Raw genomic sequence first — 20,080 nt, 5'->3', positions numbered from 1 at the left:
GCGAGAAATGTTCAGATACTGGCTGGATTTTAGTACCACAGAAGAATAGACAGACTCTTGCAATAAGTTGCGAATGCAGGATGATAGAGAAGTTAAAAAGTGAGTGGACTTATTCTGGAATCAATGTAGAACATGGTAAAAATACCTTTTCTAATTTTGAAGTTTGGAATAAAGAAGCTGAAAGATTAAAGGAAACTGCAGCATCATATTGTAGTGACTTTGATGAAATTAAGGATAGAAGAAGAAATAGTATTTTATTATGTGGTCAAGTTGGAAGTGGGAAAACACATATTAGTATTGCTATTGCATTAAATTTCCTAAAGCAAAAAATAAAAGTTGTGTACATGCCTTATAGAGACATAATCACAAAGGTAAAACAAAATATGCTTGATCAAGAATACTATAGAAAAATGATATCAAAATATCAATTGTGTGAAGTATTACTTATTGATGATCTTTTTAAAGGGAAAATCAATGAAAGTGATATTAACATAATGTTTGAAATTATAAATTATAGATATCTAAACTTCCTGCCAATTATAGTTAGCAGTGAATTTTCTATTGATAGATTATTAGCTTTTGATGAAGGGGTAGGGTCAAGGATATATGAAATGTGCAAGGATTATTTAGTTGAAATTGAGAAGGATATTGGGAATAATTATAGGCTTAGATGAGCAATTCTCAATGCTAAATTGTCAATGGTCAGTGATTAATTTCGGAGCTGTAAGGCTCAATTGATAATGGATAATTGAGAATAGAATTTGAATATGCTTGAATATTTTTGAATGTGTTGTCAATTTAATTGACAATTGTAATATATTATGAAAAGGAGCTTTTGAATATGAGAGAATCAGGAATGGTTAGAAACCTTGACAATGTGGGGAGACTTGTAATACCAAAGGAAATTAGAAAGATATTAGGAATCAAGGAAGGAGACCCATTGGAAATATTAAAGGTTAATAATGAAATTGTTGTTAAAAAATATAGTAGGGGCTGCATTTTTTGTGGAAGTGAAAAAGGTATTTTGAGATATAAAGCTGTGATTGTTTGTGGAGAGTGTAAAAGGAATTTGGGACAAGAATAATATTAAATATAGCAATGTTTACAAAATATGTTATAATCTAATGATAAATTTGAATTTGGAGGGACTTACATGAAATTTAATGAAAAAGAAATGAAATTAAAAGATGGGACAAGATGTATATTAAGAAGTCCTAATGAGCTCGATGCTGAAAAAATGCTTGAATATTTGAAAATGACATCAGAAGAAACACATTTTATGGTTAGATATCCAGAAGAAATTAAAATTACAACTGATAAAGAAATTGAATTTATTAAGGAAAGTTTAAACAGTAAGCAAGACCTTATGATTGCAGCATTTATTGATGATGAACTTGCAGGTAATGTAGGGCTTAATTGTATAAGAGATCATATCAAACTTAGGCATAGAGCAGCCTTTGGAATTTCAATAAAGGAAAAGTATTGGAATAAGGGACTTGGGAATATACTTATTAAAGAAGTAATTGAGCAGGCAAAGCAAATTGGTTATGAGCAAATAGAACTAGGAGTATTTTCAGATAATGAAAAAGCCATTGCTTTATATAAAAAGTATGGTTTTGAGACTTGGGGGATTATGAAAAATGCCTTTAAACTTAAAGATGGAAACTATCATGATGAAATTAACATGGGAAGAATGCTAAAATAGTTATTTAAATTCAAAAGGGAAGTATACTTATAAATTATTTGTAGTATGCTTCCTTTTTTGTGAAATTTCTTTATATATGTTACAAAATAATTATTTTAAGCTTAAATATTTTAGTAGGAAATCAGCCTTCATTAATTATTAAATATTCACGACTTTACCATACATATCTAGAGTTTTGTTATTTCTGAATTAACTCAGTTACCTTTATGTCTGGATTATGATAGCGGTCTCTGCTTATAGTTACTTTTTTATATTGTATAGATTTTTGTGGACACCATTGCATACAGGCAAGACAAGATTCACAGTGATGCTCCCATTTTGGCTTTCCTTCATCCATAACTATATTGTTTGCAGGACAGACCTTGGAACATATACCACAACTTATACATTTTTCATCAGTCCAAAAGTTCTTATCAATATTTTGGGGTTTAAAAGTTTTATATATCAATTTACCCAAGGTATTTATAATGGGATTAGTCTTATATTCAACCTGTAGATTATCCTTTATGTTTGAAGCTATTGTAGAAATTTGATTTTGCTGATTTTTAAAAAGTTTATCTTGTTTTTCTTTTGAGGCAGGAGAATATAATAGCTGATCGTTACCTGGTAATAAAATACCAAAGGATGCAGATAATTTAATATCTTTCTTATTCAGTAAGGTTTTTATTTGATTAAGAGATGTACCGACTGTTCCTCCAAAAGTTGATATAGCAAAAACATAGGTGTTTTTATTGATGTGCAAATTTTCTATAAAGTTTTTCACCATTACAGGTATTCCTGAAAAATAAACAGGAAATACAAAGCCTATTTTATCTGATTGAGTGTCTTCTGAAGTGGACATATTATTTTTAGATATTTGTATAATTTTAGAGTCTTCTAATTGCTCACTTAGATCTTTTGCAACCTTTAAACAATTTCCAGTACCAGAAAAATAATAAATTGTTGTAGACATATTAATATCACTCCTTAATTTTAATATAGATATCCGATTTAAAAGTTTTACTTATAAATGGAATATACAAACATTATTTAGAAATTATAATTACAAGATTACATCAGAAATCCGATACATTTTTCTGGAAGCAGGCATGTGAAATTGAGCTGATGAAGGTTGTTAATGGGAGCATGTTCCATTTTCAGCTTGTCCAGATTTTACATCTGGAGCATGCTGAAATGGTTGCAAGCTCCTATTTACAACCTTCCAGCGAAAATTTCACTAGTCCTGTGGAAGACAAATGTATTGGCTTTCGGTAATTGTTGCATAAGTCTAATTCTCGCTTTGGATATCCTTAATACATTATTATATATTTATTTTATTATTTAAATCTTCAATTAAGTCATTCATTGTAAAAGAAGAAAGAATATTTTCCATAGCATCTTGAGCTTTAAGTAATACTAATTCAAGAATGCTTTGAATATTTTTTCCGATTGGACAATCTGGATTAGGATTTTCATTGAATTGAAAAAGTCCACCTTCCTCCACAACATTAACTGCTTTATAAATTTCAAGTAAAGTTATATCCTTTAAAGGCTTATTAATAGATGCTCCTCCAGTTCCAGAAGTTACACTTATTAAACCTGCCTTTTTTAACATACTAATTATTCTTCTAATAACTACAGGGTTTGTATTTACACTGCCTGCAATAAATTCAGAAGTGCAAAGCACATCTTTTTGAATAGCTAAAACTGATAATATGTGAATAGCTACAGTAAATCTACTACTAATTTTCAACTTTATCACCTCGTTGTAACTATTGTAGTTGCATTGGTAAAAACAGTCAAGTATATTTTGGAATTCTCAAAATCACTTGTTAAATTTCAAGCTGAAGGAAAACATATTTTTTAAAATTACAAATGCTCAATTAGTCGCAAATGTTCAAAGGAGAAGGTTCATATTTTTGGTTATTGACAAAAATATGAGTTGTAACTATAATGATTACAACAGGATGTAACTGATACTGTTGCATCTAGAGTTAATGTTATAAGACGTTTTGTTTTGAAAGGTTTATATTTTCAAGATTGTGTAAAAAGTATATGTTAAAGAAGACAATTCTTATAGATATAACTAAAGACTTAATTGAAAAAATAGATATGAAAAGGAGAGAATAAACTATGAAAGTAGAAATTTGGTTTGATTTTGTATGTCCATTCTGCTATATGGGTGAAAGGAAGTTTGAAAAGGCATTAGCAGCTTTTGAACATAAGGATGAAGTTGAAATAATATTTAAAAGCTTCCAATTAAATATGTCACAGAAAAATGTTAAAGGAAAAGATATTCATCAAGTTATAGCTGATAAGTACAATATTACTTATGAACAAGCTAAGGATAATAATGATAGAATCACAAAGGCTGCTGCTGAAGTTGGTCTTAATTATAGATTCGACATATTGAAGTTGAATAACACTCAATTAGCTCATGAAATTTCCAAATATGCTGAAAGTGTTGGAAAGGGAAAAGAGCTAGTAGACCTTTATTTTAAAGGATATTTTGAAGAAGGCTTAGATATAGGTAATGAAGAAAAACTACTTGAACTAGCAGAGAAGGCTGGCTTAGATATAAGTGATTTGAAAAATCAGTTAGCTGGGGAAAGTTTAAAAGCTAAAGTAAAAGAAGATGAAGCTTTAGCAAGGAAATTAGGAATAAGTAGTGTTCCATACTTTGTTTTTGATGACAAATATGCTGTGTCAGGAGCTCAAGAGCCTGAACAATTTTTAAAAGCTTTAAAGCAAGCCTATAATAATTAAGATAGAGAAACCTAAAATAGACGGTAGTGTCGCAATTAACACTACCGTCTATTTTTAAGCTCTAAATTAAGCTACATCAAATTTTGTAACTTGTCTTTGAGTAATTTGGGCACCAGATTTCTTAGCAAAAGTGCCAGAATTAGTTTCAAAAACATTCTTAGCAACTATTGTGTCCATAAGGCCATTGATTTGGTCCTTAGTAAGATCTGGTTTAACACCAGCAACACTTAAAGTGCTTTTCTCACCAGATGTTGTTAAAAAAGTCATAGCTAAAGTATATTCCATTTAATCACCCCCCCTTTTGAAGTTTACAATTTACAGTTTACAGTTGGTATTAGCAGGTTACAGTTTTCAGTTGGAGTTTACAGTTATTGAGATTACGAAGTAATCTCATCCTCAACTGTAAACTGTGCACTGTTAACTGTCTAAGCGTTTGCTAAACTAGAAGATTCATTTATAAAGTAATCTCTAGTCTTAGCTTGCATAGCACCTTTAATTGCATCTGCAACAGCATATACATTTTCAGGTGCAGCATCTTTCTTGATGTTTGAAAAAGTCTTTTTAGTATAGATTGGATCACCTGCCTTATCAGTACCTTTTTGAACTTCGATACTAAGGGAAACAGAATCAATGTTTTTTGTTACTGCCATTTGTTTTTACCTCCTTCATTGTCTTTTCATAAAGGATATATGGATAAAATTCGGTTGTAACATAAATAATTGAAAAAAGTTTTATTGAATAACATTTTTAATAAGCAGTTCAATATAAGCATTCCTCTTTTTAGGATCATTTAATTTAATTCCAAAAATCTCTGTAGCACGATCTCCCAACAAAACAGGAAATAGTAAACAACTTAATAATTGCGTAACTAGTATCTGCAAAGTAACATCATCCTTATCTGGTCGAATTTGTTTAATCGTAGCTTTAATTAGTTCTACGCCTTCCATCTCTAGATATTCTTGAAATTTATTTTTAGTGGAATTCTCATAAATGCTTTGATGTATTAAATTTTTTATCTGATCAGGATACTTGATCAAATTTTTCGTATACTTATCGATGAAAGTTCTTAATCGAAGTTCGGGAGCTTCATTAGTATTTTTTAAACATTTAAATATGCTTTTTGATTGAATCATTAAATATTCAAGTGCTTCATTGATGACATTATCTTTAGAACCGAAATGATAATTAACCGCAGCAACATTTACGTCAGCAACTACAGCTATTTTCCGAATTGTAACATTTTGAAATCCTTCTTCAGATATAATGCTCAATGTAGCTTCTAAAATCTTGTCTTTTGTGTTGAGATTGCTCATATCTTTTTTCATTATAATTTACTCCTATATAGAATTTGGTTTTAAACATAGTTTGATTATTATTTTATAAATGATGGTTGTTTTTGTCAAATGAAATCTAAATTCACCTTGCTTGTTTCAATTGACATAAAACGAATTTAAAAGTATAATTTAATCATAATTTAAAACAGTGTTTTAAATTATGATTAAATTATAGGGGGGTAATATTATGGTACATGAGTATTTTCTATGGATTGCAACTTTAGCATATGGTCTACACATTGTTGAAGAAATGGTACTGGATTGGAGGGGATGGGCAAGAGGTTTTCTAAAATTACCTGCAGAATGGAACGAGTTTTATGTTTTTAATGCAGTGGTTATTTTATATGGATGCATTTCAGCAATTATTGGATGGAAATGTCCAATGATCGCTCTTTCATATCCTGCATTAATGTTAATAAATACTGTTTTTTTTCATCTCTTGCCAGTCTTAAAAAGCGGTAGGTTTTCCCCAGGATTGTTTACAGCGCTAATACTTTTTGTCCCGATTGCTGCTTTGACATACTATGGTGCTAGTGTTGATGGTGTTATTTCCATCAAGTCAATTGTATTTTCAACCGTATTTGGTTTCATTTTTATGGCATATCCAATTACTTTGCAAATTCTTAAAACAAAACCATTTTTTTTACAAGAAAGTAGAAATGACTAAAAGTTATAGTAGGATACAGCTAACATACGCATAAACTTGACCACATATTGGATTTAATAACCGGTATGTGGCTTTTTCAGCTTTAATATATAGGAAATTTACATTAAGTTTTATATTGACAAATGTAAAATATACTACTATAGTTTATAGTAGTATAATAAATGGTGGTGATTAAATTGTCTTCAATAAATTTAATAATACTTGGCTATTTACAGAACAAAGAAAAAAGTGCTTATGAAATGGTTAAAGAATTTAATAGTTGGAATCTTAGTAATTGGTTAAAGATCAGTGATCCATCAATTTATAAAAATATAATTAAATTGTGTGATAATGGATATTTAGATTCAAGAACCGTTAAAGAAGGAGAAATGCCTGAAAAAACATTATATTCGATGAATGAAAAAGGAAATAAATATTTCAATGAACTAATGGAAGAAAGTTCATTGAATATAGGAAAAGTTTATTTTGAATTTAATGCATTTTTTAATAATATTGAGCATTTATCAGAAGAAAAAAGAAAAGAATATCTAATAAACTTCAAAAACAAGATAGAAGAACGTAGACTTACTGTAGAGTCAAGATATAATAATGAAAAGCAGCACAATGAAACAATTGGCTCTGGATTTTTTCTATTGGAACTATATAATGAATTTTATAATGTTTTAGAAAAATGGTCTGAAAAAGTTATTGATCATTATAATTAATTAATGAATGTCTCTAATAAATATTTATATTTGGAGACATTTTTTTACCCGAGTACTATATAATATAGTAATTTATTATACACTAATATATTTTTTATTATAATATTATTTAGGAGGTTTATCTTATGAAAAGAATATTATTTGCGCCTGGAATAGCTTCTATTGAAGCGTTAGGAAGTATAACCAGATTAATTGCCATAGCAGATGAAATAAAAAGATTACAGAAAGATTGTAGTATAATGTTTAGAACTGCAGGAAGAGAAGCAGACTATGCTGAGGCCTGTGGATATAAAGTAGTGCAAGGATATAAACCTGAATTTGATCTACAAAAGATGTTGCAGCAAGGTAACAATAATAGCAGAAATTCATCTAATAAATTCAATATCAGTAGTTTAGCTGATGTAATGAGACTTAAAGGTCTTATTTCTAAAGAATATGTTCAAAATACATTTAAAGAAGAAATGGAACTAGTAGAAAGTTTTAAGCCAGATCTGATATTAGGGGAATTTGAAACATTAATGCCTATAGTTGCAAAGAAAATGGACATACCTTACTTTTGTACAGGAGGTACTCCAAGCAAGAAAGATTTCTCCAAGTTTGGATATTCAAATAAAACTAAATATGGATATGAAGAAAGTTATAATGAGCTTTTAAAAACTTTAAATTTAGATACCATAGAAAACATATGTGAACTTAATCAAGACTATAACTGCAGCAAAGTTTTTATTCCAAGCATATCTGAATTGGAGGATTTAGAAGATAGTTCAAGATATATATTTTTAGGATCAGTTACACCCAAGAATTTTATAAAATCAGATTTTAACTTTGAAAAGAAACGTCCTTTAATCTATGTATATTTAAGTGCTGGTCAAATAACACCGGCGATATATGAAAAGGTAATTTTAGATGCCTTTTTAGGTTCAGAATTTGATGTTATTGTCACAGCAGGAGGAAAACCTAGCTTTAAAAGCAATGTGTTCTCTAATACTAGTAATGTTCACTTTATGAGTATGGTTCCATCAGATAAGGTAGTAGAAATGGCAGATATAGCTATTCATCACGGCGGCCAAAATACCACAGTACAGTGCATTGAAAATGAAGTACCTGCAATTATTTTCCCGGGAAATCATTTTGAACGTCATTTTAATGCTGAAAAAGCTTCTGAAATAGGATGTGCATTAAATCCTGGCATAAATAATTTTAATAGTGAATTCCTTTTAAAAACATGTAGAAAAATTATTAATGACAACGAATTTAAACAAAATCTCAAGATATATTCAGCCAAAATAAAAAGTGGTGGCGGTGCAGTTAAAGCTGCTGATTTTATATTGAATTATTAAATTTTGCAGAAGTTTATTATTGCGCAATTAAAAAATGATGTAGTAAATTATAAAAATGTCTTTGAAAATTGAATAATGAGACTTTTACAAAATATGCTATAATTAATGCAGATTAGTAAATTATTATGGAAGAGGAGGTGAGTTATGAGCGTTTGTAAAAATGAAAATTTAATGATTATTTTTTATGTAAAAGATCAAGGAAAAAGTAAAGTATTTTATAAAAAATTGCTTGGGTATGAACCAACTCTAGATGTTGTAGGAATGACTGAATTTCAAATGGTAAACAATGTTTTATTAGGATTAATGCCAGAAGAAGGGATTATGAGAATTCTTGAAAACAAAATACCAAATCCTAAAGATGCAAATGGAGTGCCAAGGAGTGAGCTATACATATTCGTTGATGATCCTGATGAATACTATCTCAGAGCAATAACTGCTGGTGGAACTGGCATAAGTAAAACAGAACTAAGAGATTGGGGAGATTATGTTGCGTATTGCTCTGATGTTGATGGACATATACTAGCGTTTGCAAAGAAAGCAAATTAGTGAGTTAGAAAATGCAATATACAAAAAATCTATGAAAATGGGGATTAATATATGGATGATATAAAAATTGTTAGAAGAGCAATAACAGCAGATGAATTTATTGAAATGAGACAATCGGTTGGTTGGGATTATCCTGAAAAAGAAGTGATTTCTATTGGACTTAAGAATACAATATTTTCAGTATGTTTAGAAAAAGATAAAGAAATAGTTGGCTATGGTAGAATTATTGGTGATGGTGCATTTACACTATATATTCAAGATATAATTGTTAAACCTGAGTATCAAAGGAGAAGCTTAGGTATTGGAATAATGAATGAAATTATGGAATATATAAAAAAGAATTATGCAAAAGGAACAATGGTATGCTTAATGGCGGCTAAAGGTAAAGAAGATTTTTATAAGAAGTTTGAATTTGTTATTAGACCAAATGAAGTGTATGGTGCGGGTATGATTCAGTATATTGATAAATAACCTTTAAAATAAAACCAAATAAAGATAAAAGTTCAATGATTTTCTGGATGATAGCATTAATAATAAGGGCGGCAATATTTTGTTTTTCTATAAGTAGTTATACTGATTATTGGAAAGACAGAGTTTGCAATAATATTTTTAAATTCAATTCAATTTAAAGTAAATACATTTTTAGAAACTAATAGAAGTTTTGAAATTTATAGTAGAAGAAGAATTTAAAGATAAAGTAGAATAGAAGGTTTTATTAATTTTTAAACTAGGGTAATGAATAAGGCGATAAACATTAAAAAAAATATATGTTTATCGCTTTTGCTTATGCTACTTTATCAGGATTATCATTATTAATAACAATTCCAAGCTTGGTTAAGATAGTGGTATTTAATTTGTTAATAGAATAATAATTTGTTTTTCCAAGCGAATTAGCAAATATGCTGCTACAGCAATAGCAAAACCATTATTTAAAAATTGAGTAATGTGTATTTTTAAAATGTGCTATAATCACTGTAGAATAAGTGTCAGTTTATGAGGAGAAGTGATAAATTATGATTCTTAGTTTCTTTCAAAATGCATGTATTTTAATAGCATCTATGAGTATTGTTCAACATTTTCTTAAAGATAAAAAAATTTCGCGGGATATATCCTTAAAAAGTAAGTTTCTATGGGGATTTTATAATGGTATATTAGGTATAATACTGATGATAAATAGTGTCCCTATTACATCAGAGACTTTTATTGATTTTCGGTACATACCAATTTTAATTTCTGCTCTCTATAGTGGATTTATAGCTTCATTTGTTTCTTCAATTTTGATAGGTATTTTTAGATTTTTAATTTTAGGAATATCTAATATATCACTAGTTGGATTAATAATAGCTTTGCTTATGGGGATTGGATTTGGAATTATTTCTTTATTAAAGTTATCAAAGATAAATCAATATATTTATTGTATGATCATCTTTGTTATAGTATCAGTTACTTCATCCTTTGTGGTACCAGTACCACAAAATTCAACAGGAGTTTTTCAAACCTTGATATTATATTATTCTGGATATTTAATAGTATCTTATCTTTCAATTAAATATGCAGATTACATACTGGAAGTAATTAAAATCTATCAAAGATTAAAAAATGAAGCAGCAAAAGATTATTTGACTGGTTTGAATAATGTAAGGCAATTTGATGATAGGTTCAATAGTATTTCTCAGATGGTAATACGAAAAGGAGAAGAGTTATCTCTGCTATTTATAGATATTGATTTTTTTAAGAGAATAAATGATACTTATGGTCATAATGCAGGAGATACTATTTTAAAAAGTTTAGCTCCAATCTTTATTAATACGTGTAGAACTTATGATGTTGTATCTAGAATGGGAGGAGAAGAGTTCTCTATAATATTACTGGATTGCTCAGAATCTAAGGCTGTTAAAATTGCAGAAAGATTAAGAAAGAATGTTGAAAAGAATGATTTTTACATTTCAGATAATGAAGCTATAAAAATTACAATTTCAATTGGAATAGCATCATATCCTAAACTGACAAGCCAAATTGATAACTTACTTGAAAATGCTGACATCGCATTATATCAAGCAAAAAACAGTGGAAGAAATAAAGTGGTTTTATTTAATGATAAAAATAGTGATTTTTAAACTAGGGTAATAAATAAGGCGATAAACATTAAAAAATAAATGTTTATCGCCTTTACTTATGCTACTTTGTCAGGATCGTCATTATTAATAACAATTCCAAGTTTGGTTGAGATTATGGTATTTAATTTGTTAATGGAATTAGACAGGTTAATAATTTGTTTTTCCAAACGAATTAGCAAATATGCTGCTACAGCAATAGCAAAACCATTATTAACGATCAAATTAATTAGTTGATTTACCTCCATGACTTGATCACCTCCTATAAAGGATATATGAGAAAAGCCGCTGCAATTTATGAAATTGAAAATAATTTAATCAAAAGAGTTTGGTTTGTTTTTGAATAAATTCAATAATTTGATATTTACAAAACATAGTATAATGATGATAGGATTATTTATTTTTATAGAGGTGAAGAGATGAAAGCAATACCGAATTTCATATCAGTTAGTAGAATATTTTTTTCCTTAGCTCTTATTTTAGTTAAGCCATTGAGCTCAGCTTTCTATATAATATATATTATTTGTGGATTTAGCGATATTATGGATGGATTCATTGCTAGAAAGACTGGTACAGCAAGCGCATTTGGTGCAAAACTTGATTCTGTTGCGGATATGATTATGATAGGTGTATTATTATTTTTGCTTTATCAGATTATAAATCCCAAAATTGAAATTATTATTTGTGTTATTTTAATTGGCACTATTAGATTAATCGCAATGATTGTGGCTTTAAAAAAATACAAAACATTCGCAAGTATTCATACTTATGGAAATAAAATTACTGGCATTATTTTATTCTTGTTTCCAATTTTAATTCCATATATTCAAACAACTATTTTAATGTATGTAATTTGCATTGTGGCAAGTATATCAGCAACTGAAGAATTAATTATTCAGCTGACATCACATGAATTACAATTAAATAAGCAAAGTATATTCATAAAATGAATTTGTGGTATTTTTATATGAAAATTAAATAAAGATATCCAAAGCGAGAATTAGACTTATGGAACAATTACCGAAATCAGATACATTTATCTTCCACAGGACTAGTGAAATTTTCGCTGGAAGGTTCTAAGTGGGAGGTTGCACCCATATCTGCATGTTCCTAAAGTAAATTTATGACAAGCAGAAAATGGAACAACCTTAGAGGAAACTCGACTCACGTTCGTTCGCTGAGTAAGCGATTCACACCAAATCATAGATTTGGGTTCACTGCTTAATAACCATCATCAGCTCAATTTCACATGCCTGCTTCCAGAAAAATGTATTTGATTTCTAGTGTAGTGTTACGATTATAATTTCTTAATAATACATATATATTACATTTATAAGTTGAATTATTAATTTGGATATCTATATGATGTTAATATTATAGTCAAGAATTAATTAAAGGTTTGTAAGCAATTTAAGGATACAATAACTATTAATAATTGAGAACCTAAAAGAATGCATAGTTCTATTAGTAAAGAAAATACTAATAGGAAGAGGTGAAGGATATGCAAATAAAGAAATTTTTAATAATGCTTTTAGTATTTTCATTTATGTTTGGGGAAGTTGCGCAAGCACAAACGATTCCTACTTCAACTACTTTAAAAGAAGGTATATATGATATTTCCCATGAACACCAGGGGTATTATCGCAATATTAAACTTACAACTCCAGATAAACCTGTTACTATTACATTACTTAACTCTAAAGGTGCTCAGATATTGTTTGCGGTACTTAGTAATGAAAATGACTATATAAAATTTGGCCCTATAGAAATTGGAGAAACATTAATTGTAACTGGTGAAGGAGAAATATCTGTAATTCATTAAGAGTAGATTCTTATTCTTTTATAAATTTCTATAACACTTTTTGTAAATTATTGATTTGCAATTAATCAAATAAAAAAGAAATAATAGGAATTGAATGTGCCATAATGTAATTATAAATTACGGCGCATTTTTCTTTCAGAATTATTTTTGAGGTTGTTGGTTACTAAATTAAAATAATATAATTTAAATGTAGTATATAATAACTTACAGAAATTTATTTGGGAGATGGTTAAATGGAACTAGAGGAAATGAGTAGTTTTTTTAATAGCAGAGCTAAAAACTATGAGCAACATATGATGAATAATATTGAGGGAGTAAATGAACTTTATAGTGAAATTGCAAAATTAATACCAAAAATAAATGAACTGAATTTGCTTGATTTAGGATGTGGGACAGGTTTAGAGTTAGATGAAATTTTTAAAATTAATTCAACAGTTAAAGTCACAGGGATTGATTTAGCTGAGAATATGATGGAAAAAATAAAACAAAAGCATAATGATAAATTAAACCAACTTAATCTCATTGTTGGTAACTACTTTGATTATGATATTGGAACATGTATGTTTGATTGTGCTTTATCTGTAGAAACTCTTCATCATTTTACACATGAAGAAAAGATTAATTTGTATAAGAAGATTTTCAAAAGTTTAAAGCAGAATGGTTTTTATATTGAAGCGGATTATATGGCGCCAAGTCAAGAATATGAGGATTACCACTTCAATGAAAATAGAAGAATTCGTTCAAAATTAGGGATAACTGAGGGCTTCTATCACTATGATACTCCGTGTACTGTAGAAAATCAGATACAAATGCTGCAGAAGGCTGGGTTTAAATCTGTAGAAAAAGTTTGGGAATATACTAACACTGTTATTTTGTTAGCAAAAAATAGTTTGGTTGTAATTTGAAGATTAATCTTCAAATATCTCTTTTTAGATTGATTACTTCTACTATAGCAAAAATATAGTAGAAGTTTTTTCTGTACTATACTTCATTTTTGCATCTTTGTGGGTGAGTAACTATATAGCCATAGGAGTTATGCTTGGATTCGGTATTGTTCATAATATTATTTCATATCAGAACTTGTTCTCCGATGACTAGTCACATTAATATAGTAAATTACAATAATGTTCTTTGTAAATGCATAAGGTTATACTTACAAAATATGCTATAATTGATTTGATGTAGTAATTTATTAGATAAAGTATTTGATTAAGATAAATTCAGAATAGCACTTTATAAAAATTATTATATTAATATTTGCATAATTAAGGAAGTATAATATGGGAATACAAATAATTTCAGCTGGTAGTTGTTTACCTGAATTAATAGTAACAAATGACGATTTATCAAAATTTCTAGATACTAGTGATGAATGGATAAGTACCCGCACTGGTATTAGACAACGTCATATTGCTACAAATGAAACTACTACAGATTTAGGAGTAAAGGCAGCTAAAATAGCTTTAGAGAATAGTGGATTATCATGTAATGATATTGATTTAGTTATATGTGCTACTGGAACACCAGATGTATGTGTACCAACAGTAGCAGCAAACATAAAAAAAGAATTAGGTATAGAAAGTGCTCCTGCATTTGACATGAATACTAATTGTTCTAGTTTTGTATATGCTATAACAGTTGCAGAGAGTTTAATGAAAAATTGCAACTATAAAAATGCAATTGTTATTGGTGCTGATGTAAATAGTCAAATTTTAGATTGGGAAGATAGAGGTACAGCAGTACTTTTTGGTGATGGAGCTGGTGCAGTAGTATTATCAAACACTGAAAGCAGAGGGATTCTTTCCACCTATTTAGATTGTGTTATAGACAAGGACAATTCCCTTGCATGTAATAATAAAATAGAATCAACTCCATTTTTTGAGGCAGATTCTGAAAGAAATACAAAGGTAGTGATGAGTGGAAAGAGCGTTATGAGGTTTGCAACTAAGGCATTTACTGAAGCAGTTAATGCAGTCGTAGAGAAAGCAGGCATTTCAGTAGAGGATATTAAATTAATAATTCCACATCAAGCAAATTTAAGGATTTTAAAAGCAGCTGCTAATAAGATGAATATAGATGAAAAAAATATATATGTAAATATAGATAAAGCATCAAATACCCAAGCAGCGACTATTCCAATTGCATTACATGAAATTTTAGGCAAGAATATAATAAACAGAGGTGATATTGTTCTATTTGTAGCTTTTGGAGCGGGACTTTCATCGGGAGCAGTATTACTAGAGTGGTAATGCATGAAATATTAAATTCCATGAGAATATGGAATGACTTGTGTAATTGAATAATTTGATATGTTATATAACTGGAAATTTAATTTCCAGTTATATTTTCTATATTTCTTATGAAATACTACAACCAGATGATATTATCTTTCTAGTTTATAACTAAAAATGATAATACACATAGTTTTATAGTAAGGAAAAATTTAATCATATCACTGGTGAGTCAATTGTTCTCGCTCTAGTAGCTGCAATACCTGCTCAGCCATATATTCTGCAGGATAAGGCATTGAGTTTACAATCCACCATTCCATTACACCAACAGCAGCTGAAGCAACATATTGCACCAGTATTTCCTTTCTTATATTTTGATTACTTCCAGTCATATCAAGGTGCTTTTCCATCTGCTTAATAGCGAGTGTTAAAAGACGCTCTCTAAAAATAGGCATGGATTTGTTAGTTAGCATATTGGAATAGAAAAAGGCATGCTGCTCAAGGTATCGAAATGTATTAAGTAGCGAAGCTTTTGGGTCAACATTGCTAGTTTCTCCATCTGACAAGCAACTTTCACATAATTCGTTTAAATGAGTATCTATACATTGATTCAGCAGATCAAATTTGTCCTCATAGTGCAAATATACAGTTCCACGGTTTACATTTGCTTCTTCTGCAATTTCGTTAATGGTTATCCTTTCAAAATCTTTTTCTGACATGAGCTTGATAAAGGCACCCATAATGGCCTGTTTTGACTTTATAATACGTCTATCCATAAAGATATCTCCTTGTCTTAAAAAATTTCGTGATATTCAACATTCAGTTGTATTTTGTTCATTAATAAACAAATCTGACTTTTTTAACTATTGAATTGCACTAGCATAGTTGATAAATTAATTATATTGAACAGATGTTGAAAAATCAACGAGAATTCAAATAAAGAAAGGCGGACGTTAACTTGAAGATATTTTATTTTACTGCTACAGGGAATAGTTTATATGTTGCAAAAAAGATTGGTGGAGAATTGTATTCAATACCTCAGATGATAAAGGCAGGAGAATATGAATTTGAGGATGAAGCTATAGGTTTTGTATTTCCTTGTCATGGATTCGGAATGGCAAAAATAGTTAGTAATTTTATCAAAAAGTCAAAATTTAAAGCTGATTACTTTTTTGCAATTATGACATATGGTGCTAAACCATTCTCAGGACTGAGGCATATTGAACTTGTAGCCGAAGAATCTGGTATCAAGTTCAACTATACAAATGAAATACTGATGGTTGATAATTTCCTTTCGGCATTTAAGATGGAGGAGGAAATAATAAATAAGAAACCAGAAGATATTGATGAAAGGCTTAATAAAATAATAGCTGATATTACAAATAGACGAAATTCTCTTGTAACAAAAGGAGCAACATCCAATATTCTATCTAAATGCGGCCGTGGGGTGGCTGATAAACTTAGTAATAATTTTGCAGCTAAGAGATTTATAGTTAATGATAATTGTACTAGCTGTAAAATATGCGAAAAAGTTTGTCCTGCAAATAATATTAAAGTTGAGAATAAACCTAAGTTTTTAAGTAGATGCGAAACATGCCTAGCCTGTATACATCATTGTCCACAAAATGCAATACATATGAAATCTGAGAAAAGCAAAGCTAGATTTATAAATCAAAATGTTAAGCTTAAAGAATTAATTGATTCTAATAATCAAGCTTATTAAAAAGCACAAAATAATAAGTCAGAAATATTAGGATGAGCAGATAAAGATATGCCCTATAATTATTAATTAAGTGAAGATACATTAATTCAAAAGAGCAGTAAATTGAAACCTAAACATGGATAAATACTATTATAGTATATATTTATGTTTAGGTTCATTTTATTATAGGAGTTATTTATTAACTATGTGTTTATAATAACAAGCCAGTTATAGCTAAATTCACGATAGTTCTTACGAAGTATTTAAGTCAGGATGTATGAATAGACAGCACATTCTAATATTCTGTACTATATTTATTCTTCAGAATATTGCCAGAAGAGAATATAAATTCTTCGATATATATTCTAAAGAATATGTGGCTAAAATGCGGGGGAGAGTGATTTTAGATATGGTTATGAAATTGGTAAGCTAATATAGTTTGGATTAAACAGAAGTGTTCTCCAGATTTAAGGCAGTGAGGAGAAAATAGCTTAATTAATCTGGGATATAAGAATAATGAGAATAATAAATAAAAAAATACAAATATTTAGTATTGCGTTTTATAATTTCCAGTGTTATACTTCATTTAAGGTACTGCAGTACCTTAAATGAAGTATAACACTGGAGGTGTTTGAGTTTTGCCAATAATACAAACGAAGAAGTTAACAAAGAGTTATGGCTCGAAAAATAGTGTGTATGACATTAATCTGACTGCTAATGAAGGTGAAATATATGGTTTTTTAGGCTTAAACGGTGCAGGAAAAACAACTACAATGAGGATGTTGCTTAAAATGATTAATCCTACATCTGGTGAAATTTATTACTCTGGACAATCAATTTCAAAGCTGTCTTCTGAATTTTGGAATCAGGTTGGGTACTTAATTGAAACACCACATGCTTATCCAAACTTTACTGTAGAAGAAAATCTTATATTGTATGCAAAGCAAAGACTAATACCCGATTCAGAAATTAAGAAACGAATTGGTGACATTTCACAGCAGTTATTGCTAGATAATTACCTACAGGTTAAGGTAAAAGAGCTTTCCTTAGGAAACAATCAGAAAATTGGATTAGCAAAGGCTCTTATTCATAAACCAAAGATTCTTTTGTTAGATGAACCAACAAATGGATTAGATCCGGAGGGGCTTGTAGTTGTTCGTAATTCTCTATTAGAAATGGCTAAAAATGGGACAACCATTTTTATATCAAGCCATCTATTAGATGAGATGGAAAAGCTGGTAAGTCGAATTGGTATATTAGCTCATGGGTGTCTGCTACGGGAATTAAACTTTTCAGAATTTGAAACCTGCAGAGAATCCAAGCTTTACATAAAAACGGAGGGTTCCAGCAAGAAGCTTGCAAATTACCTTGCTACAAAAAGCTTGGAATGCACATCAGTAAGTGAAGAGGAAGTACTTGTTTCGGATATATCTATTAACCAATATTCTGATTTATTACAGCAGTTAGAAAATCAGAAATTGAATCCAATGATTTTTCAACCTGTAAATGAAAGCTTAGAAGAATTCTTTCTTAGAACGATTAAGGAGGGCAAATCATTATGAAACAGATATGGTCAATGACTAAAATTGAGTTTTATAAAATAAGACGAGGTCATATACCAATTTACATTTTAGCTTTTTATAGCTTTTTGTTACTTATCCATATGCAAGATAGGACGTGGGGAGAATTTTTGAAAAATACTTTTTTTATGTATTCTACTGTTATTGGATTAATGGGTTTTGGTATTTTAAGCAGTTGGGTATTTGGTAGAGAGTATCAGGATCAAACTTTTAAAGATCTATTATCATTGCCAATTTCTCGTACAAGTTTAGTATGTGCAAAGTTTTTTGCTTTAGGATTATGTTTTTTAGGTATAACGGTATTAGCAATTGGTGCGACATTTGCTATAGGTTCTTGCTTAGATTTGAAAAATTTTGATGTGCTATTGACTGGAAATCTTTTAAAAAGGTTAGGGATAGCAACACTCTATAATTCTGGTCTTAGTTTTCTATTTCCTCTTATCGCCAGCATGACAAGAGGAATATTGGCTCCTGTTAGTACTTCTTTTGGAGCTGTAATTGTAGCTGCTATTTTTGGAGCACAGCCTCTAGGGCGTTATATCCCGTGGACAATTTCTGGAATATATTTAAACAATCCTGAGCTTATTAATTGGATCAGTAAATTGACGATTTTTGTTATTTTATTTATTGGTGTTTATGGTACTATATTATGGTGGAATTATGTAGACCAAAAATAGGAGGTTGTATCATGAACGACAATGTTAGTAGACGCCGAGGCGCTATACTTGAAAATGCGATTTTAGATGAGGCTTGGTTATTGCTTAATCAAATAGGATATAACAAATTGACTATGGATGATGTAGCTCGTGCTGCAAAGACCAATAAAAACGCTATTTATCGCCGATGGCCACAAAAATGTCATCTTATTCTTGCTGCTGTAGAGCGAAAAGCACCACCAATAGAATTAGAAATCGGTGATTATGGTTCATTAAGAGAAGATTTAATTGCTCTATTTAAGGTTTTAGATCCAATTTTTGAAATTATCAGACCTGAGGATCTACGAGAGGTGATTTCAGATAAGTTTTCCGATACTACATCTTACGATCTATTTAGTATTGTTAATCACGATAATGGTATCCGTAAATTAATGGAAATCATTATAACGCGGGCTAATCAGCGCAAGGAAATTTCACTTTCAATAGATGATATTTCTGAAAAGGCTTTAAATTTGCCTACTTTACTAATTATCAATGAAATTGTATTATATGGAAGGCCTAATGAGGCGAGTAGTGAGGATATTATTGATAATATTTTGCTTCCAATATACAAAGTACATAAATAATTCAATCAGTAAGAATAACATGGAGCTTATAATTAAGCTTCCCTTGTTACTTCTTATTAGAAGTTGGATTCATAGAATAAATACAATTATATCAGAAAACCTATAATAATTTTAGGAAATTTGGTACTGGAACCAGCTTGGAATATAGCGTCATGGACTGAAAAATCTTTGGATTTTTGAAATAAACAGTACAAGTAAACTAACAGGAATAAAGATATTGAGGACTATTTTAACCTTTTATATTTACATTATTATGAATATATTCAAAATATTAGATGAAAATATTGTGAACAAATTCAGTGAAAGTG

The 20,080-nt window shown here is 29.4% G+C and carries 25 protein-coding genes and 1 pseudogene; 18 read left to right on the top strand and 8 right to left on the bottom strand.

Annotated features, from left to right (window positions below; genetic code table 11):
* Positions 1 to 80: 80 nt before the first annotated feature.
* The 3 genes from L3B98_RS13670 to L3B98_RS13660 all read left to right on the top strand — a co-directional run bounded on the left by L3B98_RS13670 (position 81) and on the right by L3B98_RS13660 (position 1,705).
* A complete protein-coding gene (locus L3B98_RS13670; RefSeq protein ID WP_343073687.1) occupies positions 81 to 674 on the top strand; it encodes an ATP-binding protein in 594 nt (197 codons plus the stop codon).
* Between the two features lie 167 nt (positions 675 to 841).
* Positions 842 to 1,084 carry an AbrB/MazE/SpoVT family DNA-binding domain-containing protein gene (locus L3B98_RS13665; RefSeq protein WP_238917112.1) on the top strand — a complete coding sequence of 81 codons (243 nt, stop codon included), beginning with the start codon at positions 842 to 844 and terminating at the stop codon, positions 1,082 to 1,084.
* Between the two features lie 69 nt (positions 1,085 to 1,153).
* On the top strand, positions 1,154 to 1,705 hold the full coding sequence (locus tag L3B98_RS13660; RefSeq protein ID WP_238917111.1) for a GNAT family N-acetyltransferase: 552 nt from the start codon (positions 1,154 to 1,156) through the stop codon (positions 1,703 to 1,705).
* 178 nt (positions 1,706 to 1,883) lie between these two features.
* Here the strand turns inward: L3B98_RS13660 and L3B98_RS13655 are convergent, their stop codons facing one another.
* A complete protein-coding gene (locus L3B98_RS13655; protein ID WP_238917110.1) occupies positions 1,884 to 2,657 on the bottom strand; it encodes an EFR1 family ferrodoxin in 774 nt (257 codons plus the stop codon).
* Between the two features lie 348 nt (positions 2,658 to 3,005).
* Positions 3,006 to 3,437 (bottom strand): Rrf2 family transcriptional regulator, encoded by a 432-nt coding sequence (locus L3B98_RS13650; protein WP_077361755.1) that lies wholly within the window; start codon positions 3,435 to 3,437, stop codon positions 3,006 to 3,008.
* A gap of 380 nt (positions 3,438 to 3,817) precedes the next feature.
* Here L3B98_RS13650 and L3B98_RS13645 point away from each other — a divergent pair, with 380 nt between their 5' ends.
* Positions 3,818 to 4,450 carry a DsbA family oxidoreductase gene (locus L3B98_RS13645; RefSeq protein WP_238917109.1) on the top strand — a complete coding sequence of 211 codons (633 nt, stop codon included), beginning with the start codon at positions 3,818 to 3,820 and terminating at the stop codon, positions 4,448 to 4,450.
* A gap of 66 nt (positions 4,451 to 4,516) precedes the next feature.
* Here L3B98_RS13645 and L3B98_RS13640 read toward each other — a convergent pair whose 3' ends face one another.
* The 3 genes from L3B98_RS13640 to L3B98_RS13630 all read right to left on the bottom strand — a co-directional run bounded on the left by L3B98_RS13640 (position 4,517) and on the right by L3B98_RS13630 (position 5,775).
* The gene (locus tag L3B98_RS13640; RefSeq protein WP_015391902.1) at positions 4,517 to 4,735 is read right to left on the bottom strand and encodes a DUF2922 domain-containing protein; all 219 of its coding nucleotides are present in this window, start codon (positions 4,733 to 4,735) and stop codon (positions 4,517 to 4,519) included.
* A gap of 140 nt (positions 4,736 to 4,875) precedes the next feature.
* Positions 4,876 to 5,100 carry a DUF1659 domain-containing protein gene (locus tag L3B98_RS13635; RefSeq protein ID WP_015391903.1) on the bottom strand — a complete coding sequence of 75 codons (225 nt, stop codon included), beginning with the start codon at positions 5,098 to 5,100 and terminating at the stop codon, positions 4,876 to 4,878.
* A gap of 81 nt (positions 5,101 to 5,181) precedes the next feature.
* Positions 5,182 to 5,775: a TetR/AcrR family transcriptional regulator gene (locus L3B98_RS13630; RefSeq protein WP_238917108.1), complete on the bottom strand. Its 594-nt coding sequence runs from the start codon at positions 5,773 to 5,775 to the stop codon at positions 5,182 to 5,184.
* Positions 5,776 to 5,971: 196 nt separating this feature from the next.
* Here L3B98_RS13630 and L3B98_RS13625 point away from each other — a divergent pair, with 196 nt between their 5' ends.
* From L3B98_RS13625 to L3B98_RS13605, 5 genes are all read left to right on the top strand, one after another.
* A complete protein-coding gene (locus L3B98_RS13625; RefSeq protein ID WP_238917107.1) occupies positions 5,972 to 6,451 on the top strand; it encodes an HXXEE domain-containing protein in 480 nt (159 codons plus the stop codon).
* A gap of 176 nt (positions 6,452 to 6,627) precedes the next feature.
* Positions 6,628 to 7,155: a PadR family transcriptional regulator gene (locus tag L3B98_RS13620; protein WP_238917106.1), complete on the top strand. Its 528-nt coding sequence runs from the start codon at positions 6,628 to 6,630 to the stop codon at positions 7,153 to 7,155.
* A gap of 125 nt (positions 7,156 to 7,280) precedes the next feature.
* A complete protein-coding gene (locus L3B98_RS13615; RefSeq protein ID WP_238917105.1) occupies positions 7,281 to 8,495 on the top strand; it encodes a nucleotide disphospho-sugar-binding domain-containing protein in 1,215 nt (404 codons plus the stop codon).
* Between the two features lie 144 nt (positions 8,496 to 8,639).
* Positions 8,640 to 9,041 (top strand): VOC family protein, encoded by a 402-nt coding sequence (locus L3B98_RS13610; RefSeq protein ID WP_238917104.1) that lies wholly within the window; start codon positions 8,640 to 8,642, stop codon positions 9,039 to 9,041.
* Between the two features lie 51 nt (positions 9,042 to 9,092).
* Positions 9,093 to 9,512, top strand: a complete 420-nt coding sequence (locus L3B98_RS13605; protein WP_238917103.1) for a GNAT family N-acetyltransferase — start codon at positions 9,093 to 9,095, stop codon at positions 9,510 to 9,512.
* Positions 9,513 to 9,825: 313 nt separating this feature from the next.
* Here the strand turns inward: L3B98_RS13605 and L3B98_RS13600 are convergent.
* Positions 9,826 to 10,001 (bottom strand): annotated as a pseudogene (locus tag L3B98_RS13600) (YvrJ family protein).
* Between the two features lie 53 nt (positions 10,002 to 10,054).
* Between L3B98_RS13600 and L3B98_RS13595 the strand changes: the two are divergent.
* On the top strand, positions 10,055 to 11,158 hold the full coding sequence (locus L3B98_RS13595; protein ID WP_077361765.1) for a diguanylate cyclase: 1,104 nt from the start codon (positions 10,055 to 10,057) through the stop codon (positions 11,156 to 11,158).
* Between the two features lie 56 nt (positions 11,159 to 11,214).
* Here L3B98_RS13595 and L3B98_RS13590 read toward each other — a convergent pair whose 3' ends face one another.
* Positions 11,215 to 11,403 carry a YvrJ family protein gene (locus L3B98_RS13590; RefSeq protein ID WP_015391911.1) on the bottom strand — a complete coding sequence of 63 codons (189 nt, stop codon included), beginning with the start codon at positions 11,401 to 11,403 and terminating at the stop codon, positions 11,215 to 11,217.
* Positions 11,404 to 11,574: 171 nt separating this feature from the next.
* Between L3B98_RS13590 and L3B98_RS13585 the strand changes: the two genes are divergently transcribed.
* The 4 genes from L3B98_RS13585 (at position 11,575) to L3B98_RS13570 (ending at position 15,226) form a co-directional block, all read left to right on the top strand.
* Entirely contained in the window at positions 11,575 to 12,105 is a 531-nt protein-coding gene (locus tag L3B98_RS13585) for a CDP-alcohol phosphatidyltransferase family protein (protein WP_077361767.1), read from the top strand.
* 551 nt (positions 12,106 to 12,656) lie between these two features.
* Positions 12,657 to 12,977 carry a hypothetical protein gene (locus L3B98_RS13580; protein WP_238917102.1) on the top strand — a complete coding sequence of 107 codons (321 nt, stop codon included), beginning with the start codon at positions 12,657 to 12,659 and terminating at the stop codon, positions 12,975 to 12,977.
* Positions 12,978 to 13,210: 233 nt separating this feature from the next.
* Positions 13,211 to 13,882, top strand: coding sequence for a class I SAM-dependent methyltransferase (locus L3B98_RS13575; protein ID WP_238917101.1), 672 nt, complete (start codon positions 13,211 to 13,213; stop codon positions 13,880 to 13,882).
* A gap of 375 nt (positions 13,883 to 14,257) precedes the next feature.
* Positions 14,258 to 15,226, top strand: coding sequence for a beta-ketoacyl-ACP synthase III (locus L3B98_RS13570; protein WP_238917100.1), 969 nt, complete (start codon positions 14,258 to 14,260; stop codon positions 15,224 to 15,226).
* 203 nt (positions 15,227 to 15,429) lie between these two features.
* On the opposite strand, the gene L3B98_RS13565 is transcribed toward L3B98_RS13570, so the two are convergent.
* Positions 15,430 to 15,984, bottom strand: a complete 555-nt coding sequence (locus L3B98_RS13565; RefSeq protein ID WP_238917098.1) for a TetR/AcrR family transcriptional regulator — start codon at positions 15,982 to 15,984, stop codon at positions 15,430 to 15,432.
* Positions 15,985 to 16,166: 182 nt separating this feature from the next.
* On the opposite strand from L3B98_RS13565, the gene L3B98_RS13560 reads away from it, so the two are divergent.
* From L3B98_RS13560 to L3B98_RS13545, 4 genes are all read left to right on the top strand, one after another.
* Complete coding sequence (locus L3B98_RS13560; RefSeq protein ID WP_238917097.1) at positions 16,167 to 16,931, top strand: EFR1 family ferrodoxin; 765 nt, start codon at positions 16,167 to 16,169, stop codon at positions 16,929 to 16,931.
* A gap of 617 nt (positions 16,932 to 17,548) precedes the next feature.
* Positions 17,549 to 18,472 (top strand): ABC transporter ATP-binding protein, encoded by a 924-nt coding sequence (locus L3B98_RS13555; RefSeq protein ID WP_077361775.1) that lies wholly within the window; start codon positions 17,549 to 17,551, stop codon positions 18,470 to 18,472.
* On the top strand, positions 18,469 to 19,167 hold the full coding sequence (locus tag L3B98_RS13550) for an ABC transporter permease (RefSeq protein ID WP_077361777.1): 699 nt from the start codon (positions 18,469 to 18,471) through the stop codon (positions 19,165 to 19,167). The genes L3B98_RS13555 and L3B98_RS13550 overlap by 4 nt, the downstream gene beginning before the upstream one ends.
* Positions 19,168 to 19,178: 11 nt before the next feature.
* Positions 19,179 to 19,772: a TetR/AcrR family transcriptional regulator gene (locus tag L3B98_RS13545; RefSeq protein ID WP_077361779.1), complete on the top strand. Its 594-nt coding sequence runs from the start codon at positions 19,179 to 19,181 to the stop codon at positions 19,770 to 19,772.
* Positions 19,773 to 20,080 lie beyond the last annotated feature (308 nt).

Origin of the sequence: Clostridium sp. YIM B02555 (genome assembly GCF_022320955.1) — a bacterium.
Taxonomy (GTDB): Bacteria; Bacillota; Clostridia; order Clostridiales; family Clostridiaceae; genus Clostridium; species Clostridium saccharoperbutylacetonicum.
The sequence above is the reverse complement of the archived record's forward strand: the minus strand, read 5'-3'. Positions and strand labels throughout refer to the sequence as shown.

What these genes read in the sequence shown, in the direction of transcription:
- L3B98_RS13670 (WP_343073687.1), top strand. Translation starts at nt 81, where the DNA reads ATGATAGAGAAGTTAAAAAGTGAGTGGACTTATTCTGGAATCAATGTA.
- L3B98_RS13665 (WP_238917112.1), top strand. Translation starts at nt 842, where the DNA reads ATGAGAGAATCAGGAATGGTTAGAAACCTTGACAATGTGGGGAGACTT.
- L3B98_RS13660 (WP_238917111.1), top strand. Translation starts at nt 1,154, where the DNA reads ATGAAATTTAATGAAAAAGAAATGAAATTAAAAGATGGGACAAGATGT.
- L3B98_RS13655 (WP_238917110.1), bottom strand. Translation starts at nt 2,657, where the DNA reads ATGTCTACAACAATTTATTATTTTTCTGGTACTGGAAATTGTTTAAAG.
- L3B98_RS13645 (WP_238917109.1), top strand. Translation starts at nt 3,818, where the DNA reads ATGAAAGTAGAAATTTGGTTTGATTTTGTATGTCCATTCTGCTATATG.
- L3B98_RS13640 (WP_015391902.1), bottom strand. Translation starts at nt 4,735, where the DNA reads ATGGAATATACTTTAGCTATGACTTTTTTAACAACATCTGGTGAGAAA.
- L3B98_RS13635 (WP_015391903.1), bottom strand. Translation starts at nt 5,100, where the DNA reads ATGGCAGTAACAAAAAACATTGATTCTGTTTCCCTTAGTATCGAAGTT.
- L3B98_RS13630 (WP_238917108.1), bottom strand. Translation starts at nt 5,775, where the DNA reads ATGAAAAAAGATATGAGCAATCTCAACACAAAAGACAAGATTTTAGAA.
- L3B98_RS13625 (WP_238917107.1), top strand. Translation starts at nt 5,972, where the DNA reads ATGGTACATGAGTATTTTCTATGGATTGCAACTTTAGCATATGGTCTA.
- L3B98_RS13615 (WP_238917105.1), top strand. Translation starts at nt 7,281, where the DNA reads ATGAAAAGAATATTATTTGCGCCTGGAATAGCTTCTATTGAAGCGTTA.
- L3B98_RS13610 (WP_238917104.1), top strand. Translation starts at nt 8,640, where the DNA reads ATGAGCGTTTGTAAAAATGAAAATTTAATGATTATTTTTTATGTAAAA.
- L3B98_RS13605 (WP_238917103.1), top strand. Translation starts at nt 9,093, where the DNA reads ATGGATGATATAAAAATTGTTAGAAGAGCAATAACAGCAGATGAATTT.
- L3B98_RS13595 (WP_077361765.1), top strand. Translation starts at nt 10,055, where the DNA reads ATGATTCTTAGTTTCTTTCAAAATGCATGTATTTTAATAGCATCTATG.
- L3B98_RS13590 (WP_015391911.1), bottom strand. Translation starts at nt 11,403, where the DNA reads ATGGAGGTAAATCAACTAATTAATTTGATCGTTAATAATGGTTTTGCT.
- L3B98_RS13585 (WP_077361767.1), top strand. Translation starts at nt 11,575, where the DNA reads ATGAAAGCAATACCGAATTTCATATCAGTTAGTAGAATATTTTTTTCC.
- L3B98_RS13580 (WP_238917102.1), top strand. Translation starts at nt 12,657, where the DNA reads ATGCAAATAAAGAAATTTTTAATAATGCTTTTAGTATTTTCATTTATG.
- L3B98_RS13575 (WP_238917101.1), top strand. Translation starts at nt 13,211, where the DNA reads ATGGAACTAGAGGAAATGAGTAGTTTTTTTAATAGCAGAGCTAAAAAC.
- L3B98_RS13570 (WP_238917100.1), top strand. Translation starts at nt 14,258, where the DNA reads ATGGGAATACAAATAATTTCAGCTGGTAGTTGTTTACCTGAATTAATA.
- L3B98_RS13565 (WP_238917098.1), bottom strand. Translation starts at nt 15,984, where the DNA reads ATGGATAGACGTATTATAAAGTCAAAACAGGCCATTATGGGTGCCTTT.
- L3B98_RS13550 (WP_077361777.1), top strand. Translation starts at nt 18,469, where the DNA reads ATGAAACAGATATGGTCAATGACTAAAATTGAGTTTTATAAAATAAGA.
- L3B98_RS13545 (WP_077361779.1), top strand. Translation starts at nt 19,179, where the DNA reads ATGAACGACAATGTTAGTAGACGCCGAGGCGCTATACTTGAAAATGCG.